General features: G+C 72.5%; 13 protein-coding genes. 12 read left to right on the top strand and 1 reads right to left on the bottom strand.

All coding sequences use genetic code 11. The features are described from left to right. The first annotated feature begins 20 nt into the window (after positions 1 to 20). Complete coding sequence (locus HP550_RS02140; RefSeq protein ID WP_175345946.1) at positions 21 to 644, top strand: TetR/AcrR family transcriptional regulator; 624 nt, start codon at positions 21 to 23, stop codon at positions 642 to 644. Here HP550_RS02140 and HP550_RS02135 read toward each other — a convergent pair. After that, positions 637 to 1,026, bottom strand: a complete 390-nt coding sequence (locus HP550_RS02135) for a DoxX family protein (protein ID WP_175345945.1) — start codon at positions 1,024 to 1,026, stop codon at positions 637 to 639. The genes HP550_RS02140 and HP550_RS02135 overlap by 8 nt on opposite strands. Before the next feature lie 54 nt (positions 1,027 to 1,080). On the opposite strand from HP550_RS02135, the gene HP550_RS02130 reads away from it, so the two are divergent. The 11 genes from HP550_RS02130 to yjfF all read left to right on the top strand — a co-directional run bounded on the left by HP550_RS02130 (position 1,081) and on the right by yjfF (position 14,541). Further along, positions 1,081 to 1,899 (top strand): maleylpyruvate isomerase family mycothiol-dependent enzyme, encoded by an 819-nt coding sequence (locus HP550_RS02130; RefSeq protein ID WP_175345944.1) that lies wholly within the window; start codon positions 1,081 to 1,083, stop codon positions 1,897 to 1,899. Between the two features lie 41 nt (positions 1,900 to 1,940). Continuing rightward, positions 1,941 to 2,684 carry an ABC transporter ATP-binding protein gene (locus HP550_RS02125; protein ID WP_175345943.1) on the top strand — a complete coding sequence of 248 codons (744 nt, stop codon included), beginning with the start codon at positions 1,941 to 1,943 and terminating at the stop codon, positions 2,682 to 2,684. A gap of 56 nt (positions 2,685 to 2,740) precedes the next feature. Then, positions 2,741 to 3,472 carry an ABC transporter permease gene (locus HP550_RS02120; RefSeq protein ID WP_175346005.1) on the top strand — a complete coding sequence of 244 codons (732 nt, stop codon included), beginning with the start codon at positions 2,741 to 2,743 and terminating at the stop codon, positions 3,470 to 3,472. A gap of 112 nt (positions 3,473 to 3,584) precedes the next feature. Further along, on the top strand, positions 3,585 to 4,622 hold the full coding sequence (locus tag HP550_RS02115) for a LacI family DNA-binding transcriptional regulator (protein ID WP_343047941.1): 1,038 nt from the start codon (positions 3,585 to 3,587) through the stop codon (positions 4,620 to 4,622). A gap of 22 nt (positions 4,623 to 4,644) precedes the next feature. Continuing rightward, positions 4,645 to 6,774, top strand: a complete 2,130-nt coding sequence (locus HP550_RS02110) for a beta-galactosidase (RefSeq protein ID WP_175345942.1) — start codon at positions 4,645 to 4,647, stop codon at positions 6,772 to 6,774. Then, complete coding sequence (locus HP550_RS02105) at positions 6,771 to 8,792, top strand: beta-galactosidase (RefSeq protein ID WP_175345941.1); 2,022 nt, start codon at positions 6,771 to 6,773, stop codon at positions 8,790 to 8,792. Before HP550_RS02110 ends, HP550_RS02105 begins: the two co-directional genes overlap by 4 nt. A gap of 47 nt (positions 8,793 to 8,839) precedes the next feature. Further along, a complete protein-coding gene (locus HP550_RS02100; protein ID WP_343047940.1) occupies positions 8,840 to 9,658 on the top strand; it encodes a DeoR/GlpR family DNA-binding transcription regulator in 819 nt (272 codons plus the stop codon). Positions 9,659 to 9,849: 191 nt separating this feature from the next. Beyond that, positions 9,850 to 10,842 carry an ABC transporter substrate-binding protein gene (locus HP550_RS02095; protein WP_246280424.1) on the top strand — a complete coding sequence of 331 codons (993 nt, stop codon included), beginning with the start codon at positions 9,850 to 9,852 and terminating at the stop codon, positions 10,840 to 10,842. Between the two features lie 95 nt (positions 10,843 to 10,937). Continuing rightward, positions 10,938 to 12,488 carry a sugar ABC transporter ATP-binding protein gene (locus HP550_RS02090; RefSeq protein ID WP_175345939.1) on the top strand — a complete coding sequence of 517 codons (1,551 nt, stop codon included), beginning with the start codon at positions 10,938 to 10,940 and terminating at the stop codon, positions 12,486 to 12,488. Further along, positions 12,485 to 13,522, top strand: coding sequence for an ABC transporter permease (locus tag HP550_RS02085; RefSeq protein WP_175345938.1), 1,038 nt, complete (start codon positions 12,485 to 12,487; stop codon positions 13,520 to 13,522). Before HP550_RS02090 ends, HP550_RS02085 begins: the two co-directional genes overlap by 4 nt. Then, positions 13,522 to 14,541 (top strand): galactofuranose ABC transporter, permease protein YjfF, encoded by a 1,020-nt coding sequence (yjfF, locus tag HP550_RS02080; RefSeq protein WP_175345937.1) that lies wholly within the window; start codon positions 13,522 to 13,524, stop codon positions 14,539 to 14,541. The genes HP550_RS02085 and yjfF overlap by 1 nt, the downstream gene beginning before the upstream one ends. Positions 14,542 to 14,627 lie beyond the last annotated feature (86 nt).

Below are 14,627 nucleotides of genomic sequence, written 5' to 3'. Positions count from 1 at the left end.
CGGCTCCGTACGCTGGGGCCATGTCCACCGGCACCGACGACGCCACCGCGAACCTGGGGCGCCGCCGCGGTCGTCGGCCCGCCGGTGAGGACACCCGTGGCGCGATCCTCGCCGCCGCACGCGACGAGTTCGCGGAGCGCGGGTTCGACGGTGCGAGCATCCGCTCCGTGGCGCGCCGCGCGGACGTCGACCCCGCGCTGGTCCGGCACTACTTCCGGGACAAGGCGGAGCTCTTCGCCGCCGGCATGATCCCCGAGGGCGCGGACCCCGCGGCCATCGCCTCCGGACTGGTCGGGGACGGGGTCGACGGGCTCGGTGCGCGACTGCTCACGGCGGTGCTCCGGGTCTGGGAGGCCGACGGCGGGGTGGCGTTCCGGGTGGCGTTCGCCGGGATGACGGCCGGCGAGCTCCAGGCCGAGGCGCTCGTCGGGTACGTCGGCCGGGAGGTGTTCGGGCAGGTGGCGCGGGTCCTGCCGCCGCCCGACCAGCAGCTGCGCGTCTCGCTGGTCGCGTCCCAGATGGTGGGGGTGCTCATGACGCGGCACGTGCTCCAGCTCGAACCGCTGGCGTCGATGCCCGTCGACGCGGTGGTCGCCCTCGTCGGTCCGACGCTCCAGCGCTACCTGTCGGGGCCGCTCACCTAGGCTGCCGCGCCACGGCGACCGCCCAGGCCACGAGCGGCACCTGGAGCGGGAGGCGGGCCCAGGCCACCGCCGGCCTGCCGGCCCAGCCGCGCGCGTCCGGACGGGAGCGGACCGCCATGGTCACGTTGCCCGGGAACACGCCCACCAGCAGCGCCGCCGACGCCAGCCCGCCGAGCCGGCGCGTCGCGGGCACCGCCAGGGCCGCGGCGCAGGCGAGCTCGGCCACGCCCGAGCCGAGCACCCACGGGTCGGGATCGCCCAGGGACCGTGGGATCAGCGGCCGGAAGATGCCGGGCCGGCGCAGGTGCAGCACGCCGGAGGTGCCCAGCAGGGCGGCGAGCGCGAGCGCGGGACCGTGGCGGCGGAGGGTCGAGGTGGGCACGCGTCACGGTACCCGGGGCGACCCGTGTCGGTGCGGGTCGCTACCGTGCGGGGCATGGACACCGTCGACCTCTCGTCCGGGTACTACGCCGCGGTGATCGGGCAGGAGTCGGCCCGCACGGCCGACGCGCTCGAGAAGGCGTCGTCGACCGTGCAGGTCCCCGCCTGCCCGGACTGGAACGCCTCGGACCTGGCGTACCACCTGGGCGAGGTGCAGGACTTCTGGTCGCAGATCGTCCGGAACGCCCCCGCGGGTCCCGACGACGCGCAGGACACGGAGCGCCGGCCCGACGACGAGCTCGTCGCGTTCCTGCGCACCCGCACCGACGCGCTGCTGGCCGCGCTGGCGGCGCGCGCGCCCGAGGAGCCGTGCTGGTCCTGGTCCTCCGCGGGCGGGACGGTCGGCTGGGTGCTGCGCCGCCAGGCGCACGAGGCGCTGGTACACCGGGTCGACGCCGAGCAGACCGCCGGGCTCCCCGTGACCGACCCGGGGGTCACGCTGGCGGCCGACGGGGTCGACGAGATGCTGGGCGTCATGGTCAGCGGGCTGCCGGAGTGGGCCTCGTTCACCGCCGACGGTCAGCGGGTGCGGCTGCACGCGGTCGACGCCGGCCGCGAGTGGGTCATGGCGTTCGGGCGGTTCCACGGCACGTCCCCCGCCAGCGGCACGGCGTACGACGAGGAGTGCGCCGAGCTGGTGGGCGGGGCGCCGTGGGAGGGGGAGGACGAGGACGTCACGGCGACCGTGTCCGGCACCGCGTGGGACCTGGAGCTCTGGCTCTGGGGACGCGGCGGCGCGGACGCGTTGCGGCGCGTGGGCGACCCCGCGGCCATCGACCGGCTGCGCGCGGTGATCGTCGAGTCGACCCAGTAGCGCCTTGTGCCGGTCGCCCGGCGAGGAGCACAATTCCTCACATGGGGAATAGTGCGATCGAGATCGCCGGGCTCCGCGTGGTGCGCGGTGGCACCCGCGTCATCGAGTCGCTGGACCTGACCGTGCCGGTGGGGCAGGTGGTCGGGCTGCTCGGTCCGAGCGGCAGCGGCAAGACGACCCTGATGCGGGCGATCGTCGGCGCCCAGATCGTCGACGGGGGATCGGTGACCGTGCTGGGGCTGCCGGCGGGATCGGCCCCGCTGCGCCGCCGGATCGGCTACGTCACGCAGTCCCCCAGCGTCTACGGCGACCTGACGGTCACGGAGAACCTGCGGTACGCGGCGGCGATCCTCGGGGTGGGTGCCGACGGCATCCGCACGGCGCTGACCGAGGTCGACCTGCTCGACCACGCCGACCAGGCCATCGGCACCCTGTCCGGGGGCGAGCGCGCGCGAGTGTCGCTCGCGATCGCCCTGCTCGGCCGGCCCGACCTGCTGGTGCTCGACGAGCCGACCGTGGGGCTCGACCCCGTCCTGCGCCGCGACCTCTGGAACCTGTTCCACCGGCTCGCGAGTGCCGGGGTGAGCCTCCTGGTGTCCAGCCACGTGATGGACGAGGCGGCCCGCTGCGACCGGCTGGTCCTGCTGCGCGGGGGAGCGGTCCTGTCCGACACCACGCTCGACGAGCTCCTCGCCCGCACCGGTGCTCCGGACGCCGAGGGTGCGTTCCTCGCGCTCGTCGACGAGGCGGCCGCCCGGGACGCGGCGAGGGGGGCGGTCGCATGAGCGCCGCGACCACGACCACCGTGGCCCCGGGAGCGCGCGAGCTCCGCGGTCGCGGGATGACCGCCGCACTCACCGCCGCGACCGCGCACCGGGTGCTCACGCAGCTGCGCCACGACAAGCGCACGATCGCTCTGGTCATCCTGCTGCCGTGCGTGCTGATCGGCCTGATCGCCTGGATGTTCGACGGCACGCCGGTGCTGGACCAGTTCGGCCCGCTGCTGGTGGGGCTGTTCCCGATGATGGTGATGTTCCTGGTGACCAGCGTCGCCACGCTGCGGGAGCGCATCTCCGGCACGCTCGAACGACTGATGACCCTGCCGATCGGGCGCGGCGACGTCGTCGTCGGCTACGCCCTGGCGTTCGCCGTGCTGGCCACGGTGCAGGCGCTCGTCATCGTCGGGTTCGCCGTGTGGGTGTGCGGCATGGACGTCGCGGGACCGATCGGGTTGGTGGTCCTCGTGGCCGTGCTCGACGCGGTGCTCGGGTGCGCGCTCGGGCTGGGGGCGTCGGCGCTGGCCCGGACCGAGTTCCAGGCCGTGCAGCTGATGCCGCTGGTCCTGTTCCCGCAGCTGATCACCTGCGGCATCCTCATGCCGCGCGACGAGATGCCGACCGTCCTGGAGTGGCTGTCGCGCGTGCTGCCCCTGACGTACGCGCTCGACGCGATGCAGCAGCTGGCCGCCGGCGGGGCGTGGGCCGACGTCCGCGGTGACGTCGGCGTGATCGCGGCGTTCATCGTCGGCGCCCTGCTGATCGGCAGCGCCACGCTCCGCCGCCGCACCCCTTGACCGGCACCTCGCCCACACGGCCCCCGCTGTGGAACCGCCGCTTGACTACGTAGTCAGGCGTGCCGTTGACTACGGAGGCATCCGACAGCGCTGTCGTCAGGGGGACATCTCGGTGGCTGATCGCACCGTCACCAGCAAGACCCGTCCGGTCGTGGCCATGGACGTGGCCCGGGCTGCCGGGGTGTCGCAGAAGACGGTGTCCCGGGTGATCAACGGCGACCCGCACGTGAGCGCCGAGGTCCGCGACCGGGTGCACCGGGCGATCGCGACGCTGGGCTACCGGCCCAACCGCGCGGCCCGCAACCTCGTGCTCGGTCGCAGCCGGACCATCGGCGTCCTGTCCGTCGGGTCCACCGACTACGGCCCGTCGGCGCTGATGGTCGCCGCGGAGCACGCCATCCGCAGCGCCCGCTACTCGATGTCGGTCGTCAACACCCTCGAGGGCGAGCCGGAGTCCATCACCACCTCCCTGCGCGAGCTCGTGGACCAGGGCGTCGACGGCATCGTGGTCAACGAGCCGGTCGGCGCGTTCACCCTCGAGCCCGGAGCGATCGGGGACCTGCCGGTGCTCAGCCTGTCCGGGCGGTACGGCATCTCGGCGAACGAGGTCGTGGCCGACGCCGACCAGGCCTCGGGCGGCCGGCAGGCGGCGGAGCACCTGCTCGGACTGGGCCACCGCACGGTGCACCACGTGTCCGGCCCGGCCGGGTGGCGCTCCAGCGAGCTGCGCACGGACGGCTGGCGCTCGACGCTCGAGGCCGCCGGCGCCCCGCAACCGCCCGTGCTCACGGGCGACTGGTCCGCGCGCTCGGGGTACGAGGCCGGGATGCACCTGGCGGCCGACCCGACCGTGACCGCCGTGTTCGCCGGGAACGACCAGATGGCGATCGGCCTGCTGCGCGCGCTCCTGGAGGCCGGCCGGGACGTGCCGGGGGACGTGAGCGTCGTCGGCTTCGACGACGTGCCCGAGGCCGCCTACCTGGCCCGGTCGCTGACCACCATCCGCCAGGACCTGCCCCACCTGGCCACCTTCGGCGTCGGGATGCTCGTCGACGCCATCGAGAACCCGCGACGGCAGGACCGCCGCGAGAACGTCCCGGTCGAGCTCGTGGTCCGGGAGACGACTGCCGCACCGCCCAACGGGCACTGACGATCATCACGGAGACATGCACATGGCTGTCCAGCACGACGGAGTGCGCTTCGGCGCCGCGTACTACTACGAGTACGCGGGGCCGGGCGACGACCCCAGGCCGGAGACCCTGGAGCGCGACCTCGACCTGATGCAGGCGGCGGGCTTCTCCGTGATCCGCGTCGGGGAGTCCGTGTGGTCCACGTGGGAGCCCGACGAGGGCCGGTTCGAGCTCGACTGGCTCGAGCCCGTCCTCGACGGGGCGCACGCCCGGGGCATCGACGTGGTGCTGGGCACGCCCACGTACGCACTGCCGATGTGGCTGGTCCGCCGGTACCCGGAGGTCGCGGGCGAGCTCCGTACGGGTGAGCCGATGGGCTGGGGCGCCCGCCAGGAGGCCGACTTCACGCACCCCGCCTTCCGGTTCTACGCCGAGCGCATCCTCACCAGGATCGTGCAGCGGTACCGGGACCACCCCGCGGTGGTCGGGTTCCAGGTGGACAACGAGCCGGGCCTGCACCTGCTGCACAACCGCGGGGTGTTCCAGCGGTTCGTCGACCACCTGCGGCACACGTACGGCGACGTGCAGACCCTGAACCGCGAGTGGGGGCTCGTGTACTGGTCGCACCGGCTGTCCACGTGGGCCGACCTGTGGACCCCGGACGGCAACGTGCAGCCGCAGTACGACCTCGCCTGGCGCCGCTTCCAGGCCTCGCTGACCACCGAGGTGATCGACTGGCAGGCTCGCGCGGTGCGCGCCCTCGCGCGTCCGGACCAGTGGGTGACCACCTGCATCGCGTACGACCGGCCCGCCCTCGAGGACGCCGACCTGGCCTCGGTCCTGGACGTGACCAGCGGGAACGCCTACTACGGGATGCAGGACTCGCTGCTGCACCCGAGCGAGCACACCCCCGCGCAGTACTGGACCGCGTACGGCACGTGGGCGCTGTTCCAGGTGGGCGACGCCATGTTCTCCAGCCGCGGCGAGCCGTTCCTGGTCACCGAGACGAACGCGCAGTCCATCGGCGGCCCGAGCACCAACGGTCCCGCCTACCCGGGCCAGTGGCGGCAGTCCGCGTGGGCGCTCGTCGCGCGCGGTGCCCGGATGGTCGAGTACTGGCACTGGCACACGCTGCACTACGGCGCCGAGACCTACTGGGGCGGCGTGCTCCCGCACAGCGGGGTCCCCGGTCGGCCGTACCGGGAGCTGGCGCTGCTGGGCGCCGAGCTCGCACGCGTGGGCGGGGAGCTGGCGGACGCGGTGCCCGACGCCGACATCGCGATCCTGTCGTCCACCGAGTCGCGGTTCGCGCTCGCGGCCCAGCCGCCTCTGCAGAAGGCCGACGGCACCGCCGACCCCCACAGCTACCCCCGGATCGTCAGCGCGTTCTACCGGGGCGCGTTCGACGCGGGCCTGCAGGTGCGCGTGGTCCGCCCGCGCTACCTGTTCGCGGAGGACCCGGCGGCCGTCGTCGGCACCCACCCCGTGCTCGTCGCGGCCGGCTACTACCCCGCGTCCGACGCGGACCTCGCCTGGCTGCTCCGGTACGCCGAGGCCGGGGGCCACCTGGTCGTCGGCCCCCGCACCGGCTACGCCGACCACGAGGGCCGCGCGCGTGCCGAGGTGCAGCCCGCGCGGCTGTCGACCGCGGCGGGCGCCTGGTACGAGGAGTTCAGCAACCTCGCCGAGCCGGTGCCGGTCGCCGGCGCGCTCGCGGGCCAGGCGACCGCGTGGGCCGAGTGCCTCGTCGCGGACGGCGCCGACGTGCTGGCCACCTACGAGCACCCGCACCTGGGCGCATGGGCGGCGGTCACCACCAAGTCGCACGGCGACGGCCGGATCACGGTCGTCGGCACGGTGCCCGGGCTCGAGCTGGCCCGGTCGCTGGCCGACTGGCTGGTGCCCACCCCGCTCGCCGGCTGGGAGGACCTGCCACCGAGCGTCACCGTCCACAGCTCCACCCGGCCGGACGGCAGCCGCGTCCACGTCGTGCACAACTGGTCCTGGGAGGCCGCCACCGTGACTGCTCCGACCGATCTCGACCTGCTCGTCGCCCCGCGCGGCACGGCCCCGGCCGACCCGCCGCCCGCGGATGCCGCCGGCCCCCCGGTGTCGGCCGGCGACGCGATCACGCTCGGGTCGTGGGACGTCCTCGTGGCGGTGTCCCGATGAGCCGCTGGACGGGCCCGTGGCCCACCGACGGCATCGCGTTCGGCGCCGACTACAACCCGGAGCAGTGGCCGGAGGAGGTGTGGGCCGACGACGTCGCGCTCATGCGGGAGGCCGGCGTGACGCTGGTGAGCCTCGGCATCTTCTCCTGGGGGCAGCTGGAGCCGGCGGAGGGGCAGCTCGACTTCGGCTGGCTGGACCGGATCCTCGACCTGCTGCACGAGGCCGGGATCCGCGTCGACCTGGCGACGCCGAGTGCCGCGCCGCCGGTGTGGCTGCACCTGGCGCACCCCGAGATGCTGCCGGTCGACGCGGACGGTCTGCGCCTCACGCACGGCAGCCGCGAGTCCTGGTGCGTGAGCTCGCCGGTGATCCGCGAGCACGCCACCCGGATCGCCCGCGTGCTGGCCGAGCGCTACGGGCACCACCCCGCGGTGGCCATGTGGCACATCTCCAACGAGCTGGCCTGCCACAACGGCCGCTGCTACTGCGACGTCTCCGCCGCAGCGTTCCGGGACTGGCTCGGCAAGGAGTACCCGGACGTCGACGCACTCAACCTGGCGTGGGGGACGGCGTTCTGGGGGCAGCGGTACTCCTCGTTCGAGCAGGTCCTTCCGCCGCGACGCACGACGACGATCCCCAATCCTGGGCAGCGGCTCGACTTCGAGCGGTTCTCCTCCGACGCCTTCGTCGCGCACCTCGAGGCCGAGGCCGCCGTGCTGCGCGAGGTCACGCCGCACCTGCCGGTGACCACCAACTACATGGTCATGGGCGACTTCCGCCAGATCGACTACACGCAGACCACGCCGCTGATCGACATCGTGTCCAACGACCACTACCTGGCCGCCGAGGACCCACGCGGCTGGGCGGAGCTGGCGTTCAGCGCCGACCGCGTGCGCGGGTTGGCGGGCGGCGACCCGTGGCTGCTCATGGAGCACTCGACGAGCGCGGTGAACTGGCAGCCGCGCAACCTGGCCAAGCAGCCGGGCCAGCTGCTGCGCAACTCCCTGCAGCACGTGGCCCGCGGCGCCGACGGCGTGCTCTTCTTCCAGTGGCGCCAGTCCCGGGCGGGCGCCGAGAAGTTCCACTCGGGGATGGTGCCGCACGCCGGTGCCGACTCGGAGCTGTTCCGCGAGGTGGCCCACCTGGGCGCGACGCTCGGGCGGCTGGCCGAGGTGCGGGGCAGCGTCGTCGAAAAGGGCCGCGTCGCCCTGCTCTGGGACACCCAGGCGTGGTGGGCCAGCGAGCTCGAGGCGCACCCGACCGTCGACCTGCACTACCTCGACCTGCCGCGGGCGCTGCACGGGGCGCTGGTCGACGCCGGGGTCGCGGTCGACGTGGTCCCGGCGACCGCGGACCTCGACGGCTACGACGTGGTCCTGGTGCCGACGCTCTACCTCGCCCCGGCCGACCTGCCCGACCGGCTGTCGGCCGTCGTCGCGCGCGGCGGTCACGTGCTCGTCTCGTACTTCTCCGGGATCGTCGACGAGCACGACCGGGTGCTGCTCGGCGGCTACCCGGGCGCGTTCCGGGACCTGCTCGGCGTCCGCGGGGAGGAGTTCGCACCGCTGCGCGAGGGCGGGTCCGTGCAGCTCAGCGACGGGTCGACCGGCCTGGTGTGGACCGAGCGGCTCACGGCCGACGACGCCGAGGTGCTGGCCACCTACGCCGACGGCCCGTCCGCGGGAGGCCCGGCGCTGACCCGGCGGACCGTCGACGGCGGGGGAGCGGCCTGGTACCTGTCGACGCGGCTGGACACCGGGTCCACCGCCGCGCTCGTGGGACGGGTGCTCGACGCGGCGGGTGTGTCGCCGCTGGTCGACGGGCCGGGCGGGCTCGAGGTCGTGCGGCGCGTCGGGGAGTCGGGCAGCTGGCTGTTCGCGATCAACCACACGGACACCGACCTGCCCCTGCACGCGACAGGCGACGACCTGGTCGGCGGCGCAGCCCACGCGGCGGGGGAGATGGTGCCGGCCCGGGGGGTCAAGGTGCTGCGCGAGAGCGTCGTTATCGAAAGGTAACGAAAGTCCGCTTGCTTACTATTCAGTAAGTTGGTCACGATGGTCGGGTGCTCAAGGACGAGGACGTCCCGCTCCCGGCCACCGTGCGTCGTGAGCGGATGCAGAGGCTGATCGACGACCGCGAGTACGTCCGCGTCGCCGACCTGGCCGAGGCGTTCGGCATCTCGGACGTCACGGTCCGCACGGACCTCGACGCCCTGCACCGCGCCCGCGTGGTCCGTCGGGTGCGCGGCGGCGCCATGTCCTGGGGGCGGCCGCGCACCGAGCAGTCGTTCGAGGAGGCGCTCACCGACTCGGCCGGCGAGAAGCAGGCGATCGGCGCGGCCGCGGCCGCGATGGTCCGGCCGGGGATGAGCGTGATCCTCGACGTCGGCACCACGACCACGGCCATCGCCCGCGCGATCGCGGCCCGCTCCGAGCTCGAGGGCGTCGTGGTGATCACCAACGGGCTGAACATCGCGCTCGAGCTGGAGCCCGCCATCCCGCGCCTGACCGTGCTGGTCACGGGCGGCACCTTGCGCCGGCTCCAGCACTCCCTGGTGGACCCGCTGGCGGCCGTGCTGCTGGACCAGATCCACGCCGACCTGGCGTTCATCGGGTGCAACGGCATCCACCTGGGGCACGGCGTCACCAACATCAACCTGCCCGAGGCCGTCGTCAAGCGGCGGATGGTGGCGTCCGCGGAGAGCGCCGTGGTGGTGGCCGACGGCTCGAAGCTGGGCCAGGCGCACCTCGGCCTGATCGTGCCGGTGACCGACGTGGACACCGTGATCACCGGTCCGACCGCCGACGCCGGCGTGGTCTCCGGGCTGCGCCGGGTGGGCGTCGACGTGGTCGAGGTCGGGGGTGAGGCGTCCGATCCGTGACCGGAATGCAACCTGACAACCGCGCCACCGAAGAGAATGTGAGCGCTAACATCAGGCGAACCACCTACTGGACCCCGGTTCAGCAGGACTCGTGCCCCCGGTGCCCCGGGCGCACGACGCGGACCGACCGGCGTGGGTCGGGTCCGCGAGCGAGTGCGTTTCTCGAGGAGGAGAAGCAGATGGTCAGCAAGATGTTCAGGACACGATCGATCGCCGCAGGCATCGCGGTGCTCGCACTCGGGCTCGCTGCGTGCAGCAGCGGTGACTCGGGGGACGACGCCTCCGCCGCGAGCGGTGACGGCGGCGACGACCTGATCTCGGTCGGCTTCAGCCAGGTCGGCGCCGAGAGCGGCTGGCGTGCCGCCAACACCAAGTCGATCCAGGACGCGATCACGGAGGACGCCGGCTTCAAGCTCAGCTTCTCCGACGCCCAGCAGAAGCAGGAGAACCAGATCCAGGCGATCCGGTCCTACATCGCCCAGGGCGTCGACTACATCGCGTTCTCGCCGGTGGTCGAGTCCGGCTGGGACAGCGTGCTCGAGGAGGCCAAGGACGCCGGCATCCCCGTCATCCTCACCGACCGCGCGGTCGACTCCGAGGACACGTCGCTCTACGTGACGTTCATCGGCTCCGACTTCGTCGAGGAGGGCAAGCGCATCGGTGACTGGGTGTCCGAGAACCTCGGCACCGAGCCCATCAACGTCGTCGAGCTCCAGGGCACCACGGGCTCCGCGCCCGCGATCGACCGCAAGACCGGGTTCGAGGACGCCATCGCCGGCAACGACAACATCTCGGTGATCGCCTCCGAGACCGGCAACTTCACGCGCGCCGAGGGCAAGACGGTCATGGAGGGCTTCCTCCAGGCCTACCCGGACATCGACGTCGTGTACGCGCACAACGACGACATGGGCCTGGGTGCCATCGAGGCCATCAAGGCGGCCGGTAAGGTGCCCGGCCAGGACATCAAGGTCGTCACCATCGACGGCGTGAAGGACGGCATGACCGCCCTCGCCGCCGGGGAGATCAGCTACATCGTCGAGTGCAACCCGCTGCTCGGCCCGGACCTCGCCGACATCATCAAGACGCTCGACGAGGGCGGCACCGTGGAGCCCCGCATCGTCACCAAGGACGAGGCGTTCGACCAGGCAGGCGCGCAGGCAGTACTCGCCGACCGGCAGTACTGACCGTTCCCGCCCCGCTGCCCGGGGGGACCTGCGCGTCCCCCCGGGCAGCACCGCCCTGCCGGTACCGTGGGACCGGCTCGGACGAAAGGTCGACGATGACCGACGACACTGCTGTGACCGCCCCGGACGCCACCCCGATCGTGGCGATGACGGGGATCTCCATCACGTTCCCCGGGGTCAAGGCGCTGGACGGCGTCGACTTCCGGCTGTTCCCCGGTGAGGTGCACGCCCTGATGGGCGAGAACGGGGCCGGCAAGTCCACCCTGATCAAGGCCCTCACCGGCGTGTACTCGATCGACTCCGGCCGCATCGTCATCGACGGCCAGGACCGCACGTTCACCGGTCCCGCGCAGGCACAGGCCGCGGGGATCAGCACCGTGTACCAAGAGGTCAACCTCTGCGACAACCTGTCGGTGGCGGAGAACATCATGCTCGGCCACGAGGTGCGCCGGGCCGGCGCCGTCGACTGGCGCCGCACCCGCGCAGCCGCCCGCAAGCACCTGCGCACCATGAACCTCGACATCGACCCCAAGTCGTCTCTGTCGTCGCACTCGCTCGCGGTCCAGCAGCTGGTCGCGATCTCGCGCGCGATGGTCGTGGACGCGCGCGTGCTCATCCTCGACGAGCCCACCAGCAGCCTCGACGCCGACGAGGTCGGTCGGCTGTTCGACGTCGTGCGCGCCCTGCGCGACCGCGGCGTCGCCATCCTGTTCGTCTCCCACTTCCTCGACCAGGTCTACGCGATCAGCGACCGCATGACGGTCCTGCGCAACGGTGCTCTGGTGGGGGAGTACCGGACCGCGGAGCTGCCGCGCGTCGAGCTGGTGCAGAAGATGATCGGCCGCGCGCTGGAGGTCCTCGAGCAGCTGGAGGAGGCCCCGAAGCGGTCGGTCGCCGAGCGCGCCGACACGCAGCCGTACCTCCAGGCCATCGGGCTCGGGCGCAAGGGGTCGATCGAGCCGTTCGACCTCGACGTCTACTCCGGGGAGGTCGTCGGGCTCGCCGGCCTGCTCGGCTCCGGCCGTACCGAGCTCGCGCGCCTGCTGTACGGCGCCGACCACGCCGACCAGGGCGAGATCCGGGTGGAGGGCACGCCGACGAAGATGCGGACGCCCCGCACCGCCCTGTCGCGCTCCATCGTCTACTCCTCGGAGAGCCGCAAGACCGAGGGCATCGTCGGCGACCTGACCGTGCGGGAGAACATCGTGCTCGGGCTCCAGGCCGACCGCGGCTGGCTGCGCCGCATCTCGAAGCGGAAGTCCGACGAGGTGGTGAACCGCTACGTCGAGGCGCTCGGCATCCGCCCGGCCAACCCCGAGGCGATCGCCGGCAACCTCTCCGGCGGCAACCAGCAGAAGGTGCTGCTCGCCCGCTGGCTGGCCACCGCCCCGAAGCTCCTGCTGCTCGACGAGCCCACCCGCGGCATCGACGTCGGCGCCAAGGCCGAGATCCAGCGGCTCGTCGCCGACCTGGCGGCCCAGGGCATGGCGGTCGTGTTCATCTCCGCCGAGCTGGAGGAGGTGCTGCGCCTGTCGCACCGCATCGCGGTGCTGCGCGACCGCAGGCTCGTCGCCCAGATCACCAACTCCGACGACGTCACCACCGACGACGTCGTCCACCTCATCGCGAGCGGAGGGCAGTCATGAGCGCCGTCGGATCCATCATCCGGCACCGGCTGTTCTGGCCGGTCGTCGCCCTGGGCGTGCTGCTGCTGGCCTGCGTGCTCAAGTCGAACACGTTCCTCGACATCGCCGTGCGCGACGGTCACCTGTACGGGGGGCCGATCGACATCCTGCGGCGCTCCAGCGTGCTGCTGCTGGTGGCCCTGGGCATGACGCTGGTCATCGCGACGCGCGGCATCGACCTGTCCGTCGGCGCCGTCATGGCGATCGCCGGGGCGGTCGCCCTGTCCCAGATCGCCGCGTCCGACGACCCGGGGTCGCTGGCCGTCGTCCTGTCCGCGATCGGCAGCGCCGTGCTGGTCTGCCTGCTCATCGGGGTGTTCAACGGGTTCCTGGTCGCCGTCGTCGGGATCCAACCGATCATCGCGACCCTGGTGATCATGACCGCCGGCCGGGGCATCGCGATGCTCATCACCGGCGGCCAGATCACCACCGTGACCAGCGCGCCCTACAAGACGATCGCCACCGGCTACTGGCTGGGGCTGCCCGTCGCCGCGCTGATCGCCGGGTTCTTCTTCCTCGCCACCACCCTGATCACGCGGCGCACGGCGCTCGGCGTGCTCATCGAGTCGGTCGGCATCAACCCGGTCGCCTCCCGGCTGGCGGGCGTGCGCGCCCGGACGATCATCTGGACCGTCTACATCCTGTGCGCGTTCTTCGCGTGCATCGCCGGGTTCATCCGCAGCTCCGACATCATGGCCGCCGACGCCAACAACGCCGGCCTGTTCATCGAGCTCGACGCCATCCTCGCGGTGGTCATCGGCGGCACCTCGCTGGCCGGCGGCAAGTTCTCCCTGGTCGGCACGCTGGTCGGCGTGCTCGTGATCACCACGCTGACGTTCTCGGTGACCATCCTGGGCATCCCCGCCAACGCGGTGTCCCTGTTCAAGGCGCTCGTCGTCATCCTGGTCTGCCTGCTCCAGTCGCCGGTGGTCAGGCACAAGATGCGGGCACGTAGACGTGCTGTCGCCCCTGCTCCCGTGGAGGTGCCGGCCTGATGACCACCGACCAGCTCACGCGTCCCGCCGACGCCCCGCCCTCGCTCGGCTCCCGCGTCCGCCGCTTCCGCATCGACGAGCGCTACCTGCCGGTTCTCGGCACCGTCGTCGTCCTGATCGCCATGCTGGCCATCGGCGGCTCGCGGTACGAGAACTTCCTCACCGGCCGCGTGATGGCCAACGTGCTCATCAACAACTCGTTCCTCGTGGTCATCGCCGTCGGCATGACGTTCGTGATCCTCACCGGGGGCATCGACCTGTCCGTCGGCGCCGTCGTCGCGCTGTCCGGGTGTGTCGCCGCGTGGATGTTCTCGCACGGCTACGGCGCCGCGGTCGCGATCCCGCTGGTCATCCTCGTCGGCACCGTCATCGGGCTGGCCGTCGGGGTGATGGTCCACGTGTTCGAGATACAACCCTTCATCGCCACCCTGGCGGCGATGTTCCTCGCCCGTGGCCTCTGCTACATCGTGGCGCCCGAGTCGATCCCGATCACCGACCCGACCATCGTCTCGCTCGCCCGCACCCGCTGGGGCACCGAGGACGGCCTGGTGATCACGCCCAGCGGCGTGATCGCGCTGGCCGTCGTGGCCATCGCCTTCGTGACGCTGCACTACACGCGGTTCGGCCGCACCGTGTACGCGATCGGTGGCAGCGAGCAGTCCGCGAAGCTCATGGGTCTGCCTGTGGCACGCACGAAGGTGCTGGTCTACGTCATCAGCGGCACCTGCGCGGGGCTCGGCGGCCTGCTGTTCGCCATCTTCTCGCGGTCCGGGTACGCCCTGACGGGTGTCGGCATGGAGCTCGACGCCATCGCCGCGGTGGTCATCGGCGGCACCCTGCTCACCGGCGGCAGCGGCTTCGTGCTCGGCTCGGTGCTGGGCGTGCTGGTGCTGGGGCTGATCCAGACCATCATCACGTTCCAGGGCACGCTCAGCTCCTGGTGGACCAAGATCTTCATCGGCGCCCTGCTGCTGATCTTCGTGGTCCTCCAGCGCCTGCTGGCCATCCGCCGCCGCTGACCTGGCTGCCGCGGACGGCCCGCGCAGGCCCACCCCGGCTCCCCGAGCACCCGCTCTGCACGAGTTCGTGAGTCCGCGAGTTCGCG

This window comes from Cellulomonas humilata, from assembly GCF_013359775.1.
In the GTDB taxonomy this organism is placed as follows: domain Bacteria; phylum Actinomycetota; class Actinomycetes; order Actinomycetales; family Cellulomonadaceae; genus Cellulomonas; species Cellulomonas humilata.
Note: the sequence above shows the minus strand (reverse complement) of the source record. Positions and strands in the feature narration are given on the sequence as shown.

Excerpts from the sequence above, each read along its gene's own strand:
- yjfF (WP_175345937.1), top strand. The coding sequence starts at position 13,522 with ATGACCACCGACCAGCTCACGCGTCCCGCCGACGCCCCGCCCTCGCTC.
- HP550_RS02090 (WP_175345939.1), top strand. The coding sequence starts at position 10,938 with ATGACCGACGACACTGCTGTGACCGCCCCGGACGCCACCCCGATCGTG.
- HP550_RS02095 (WP_246280424.1), top strand. The coding sequence starts at position 9,850 with ATGTTCAGGACACGATCGATCGCCGCAGGCATCGCGGTGCTCGCACTC.
- HP550_RS02125 (WP_175345943.1), top strand. The coding sequence starts at position 1,941 with ATGGGGAATAGTGCGATCGAGATCGCCGGGCTCCGCGTGGTGCGCGGT.
- HP550_RS02140 (WP_175345946.1), top strand. The coding sequence starts at position 21 with ATGTCCACCGGCACCGACGACGCCACCGCGAACCTGGGGCGCCGCCGC.
- HP550_RS02105 (WP_175345941.1), top strand. The coding sequence starts at position 6,771 with ATGAGCCGCTGGACGGGCCCGTGGCCCACCGACGGCATCGCGTTCGGC.
- HP550_RS02120 (WP_175346005.1), top strand. The coding sequence starts at position 2,741 with ATGACCGCCGCACTCACCGCCGCGACCGCGCACCGGGTGCTCACGCAG.
- HP550_RS02085 (WP_175345938.1), top strand. The coding sequence starts at position 12,485 with ATGAGCGCCGTCGGATCCATCATCCGGCACCGGCTGTTCTGGCCGGTC.
- HP550_RS02130 (WP_175345944.1), top strand. The coding sequence starts at position 1,081 with ATGGACACCGTCGACCTCTCGTCCGGGTACTACGCCGCGGTGATCGGG.
- HP550_RS02110 (WP_175345942.1), top strand. The coding sequence starts at position 4,645 with ATGGCTGTCCAGCACGACGGAGTGCGCTTCGGCGCCGCGTACTACTAC.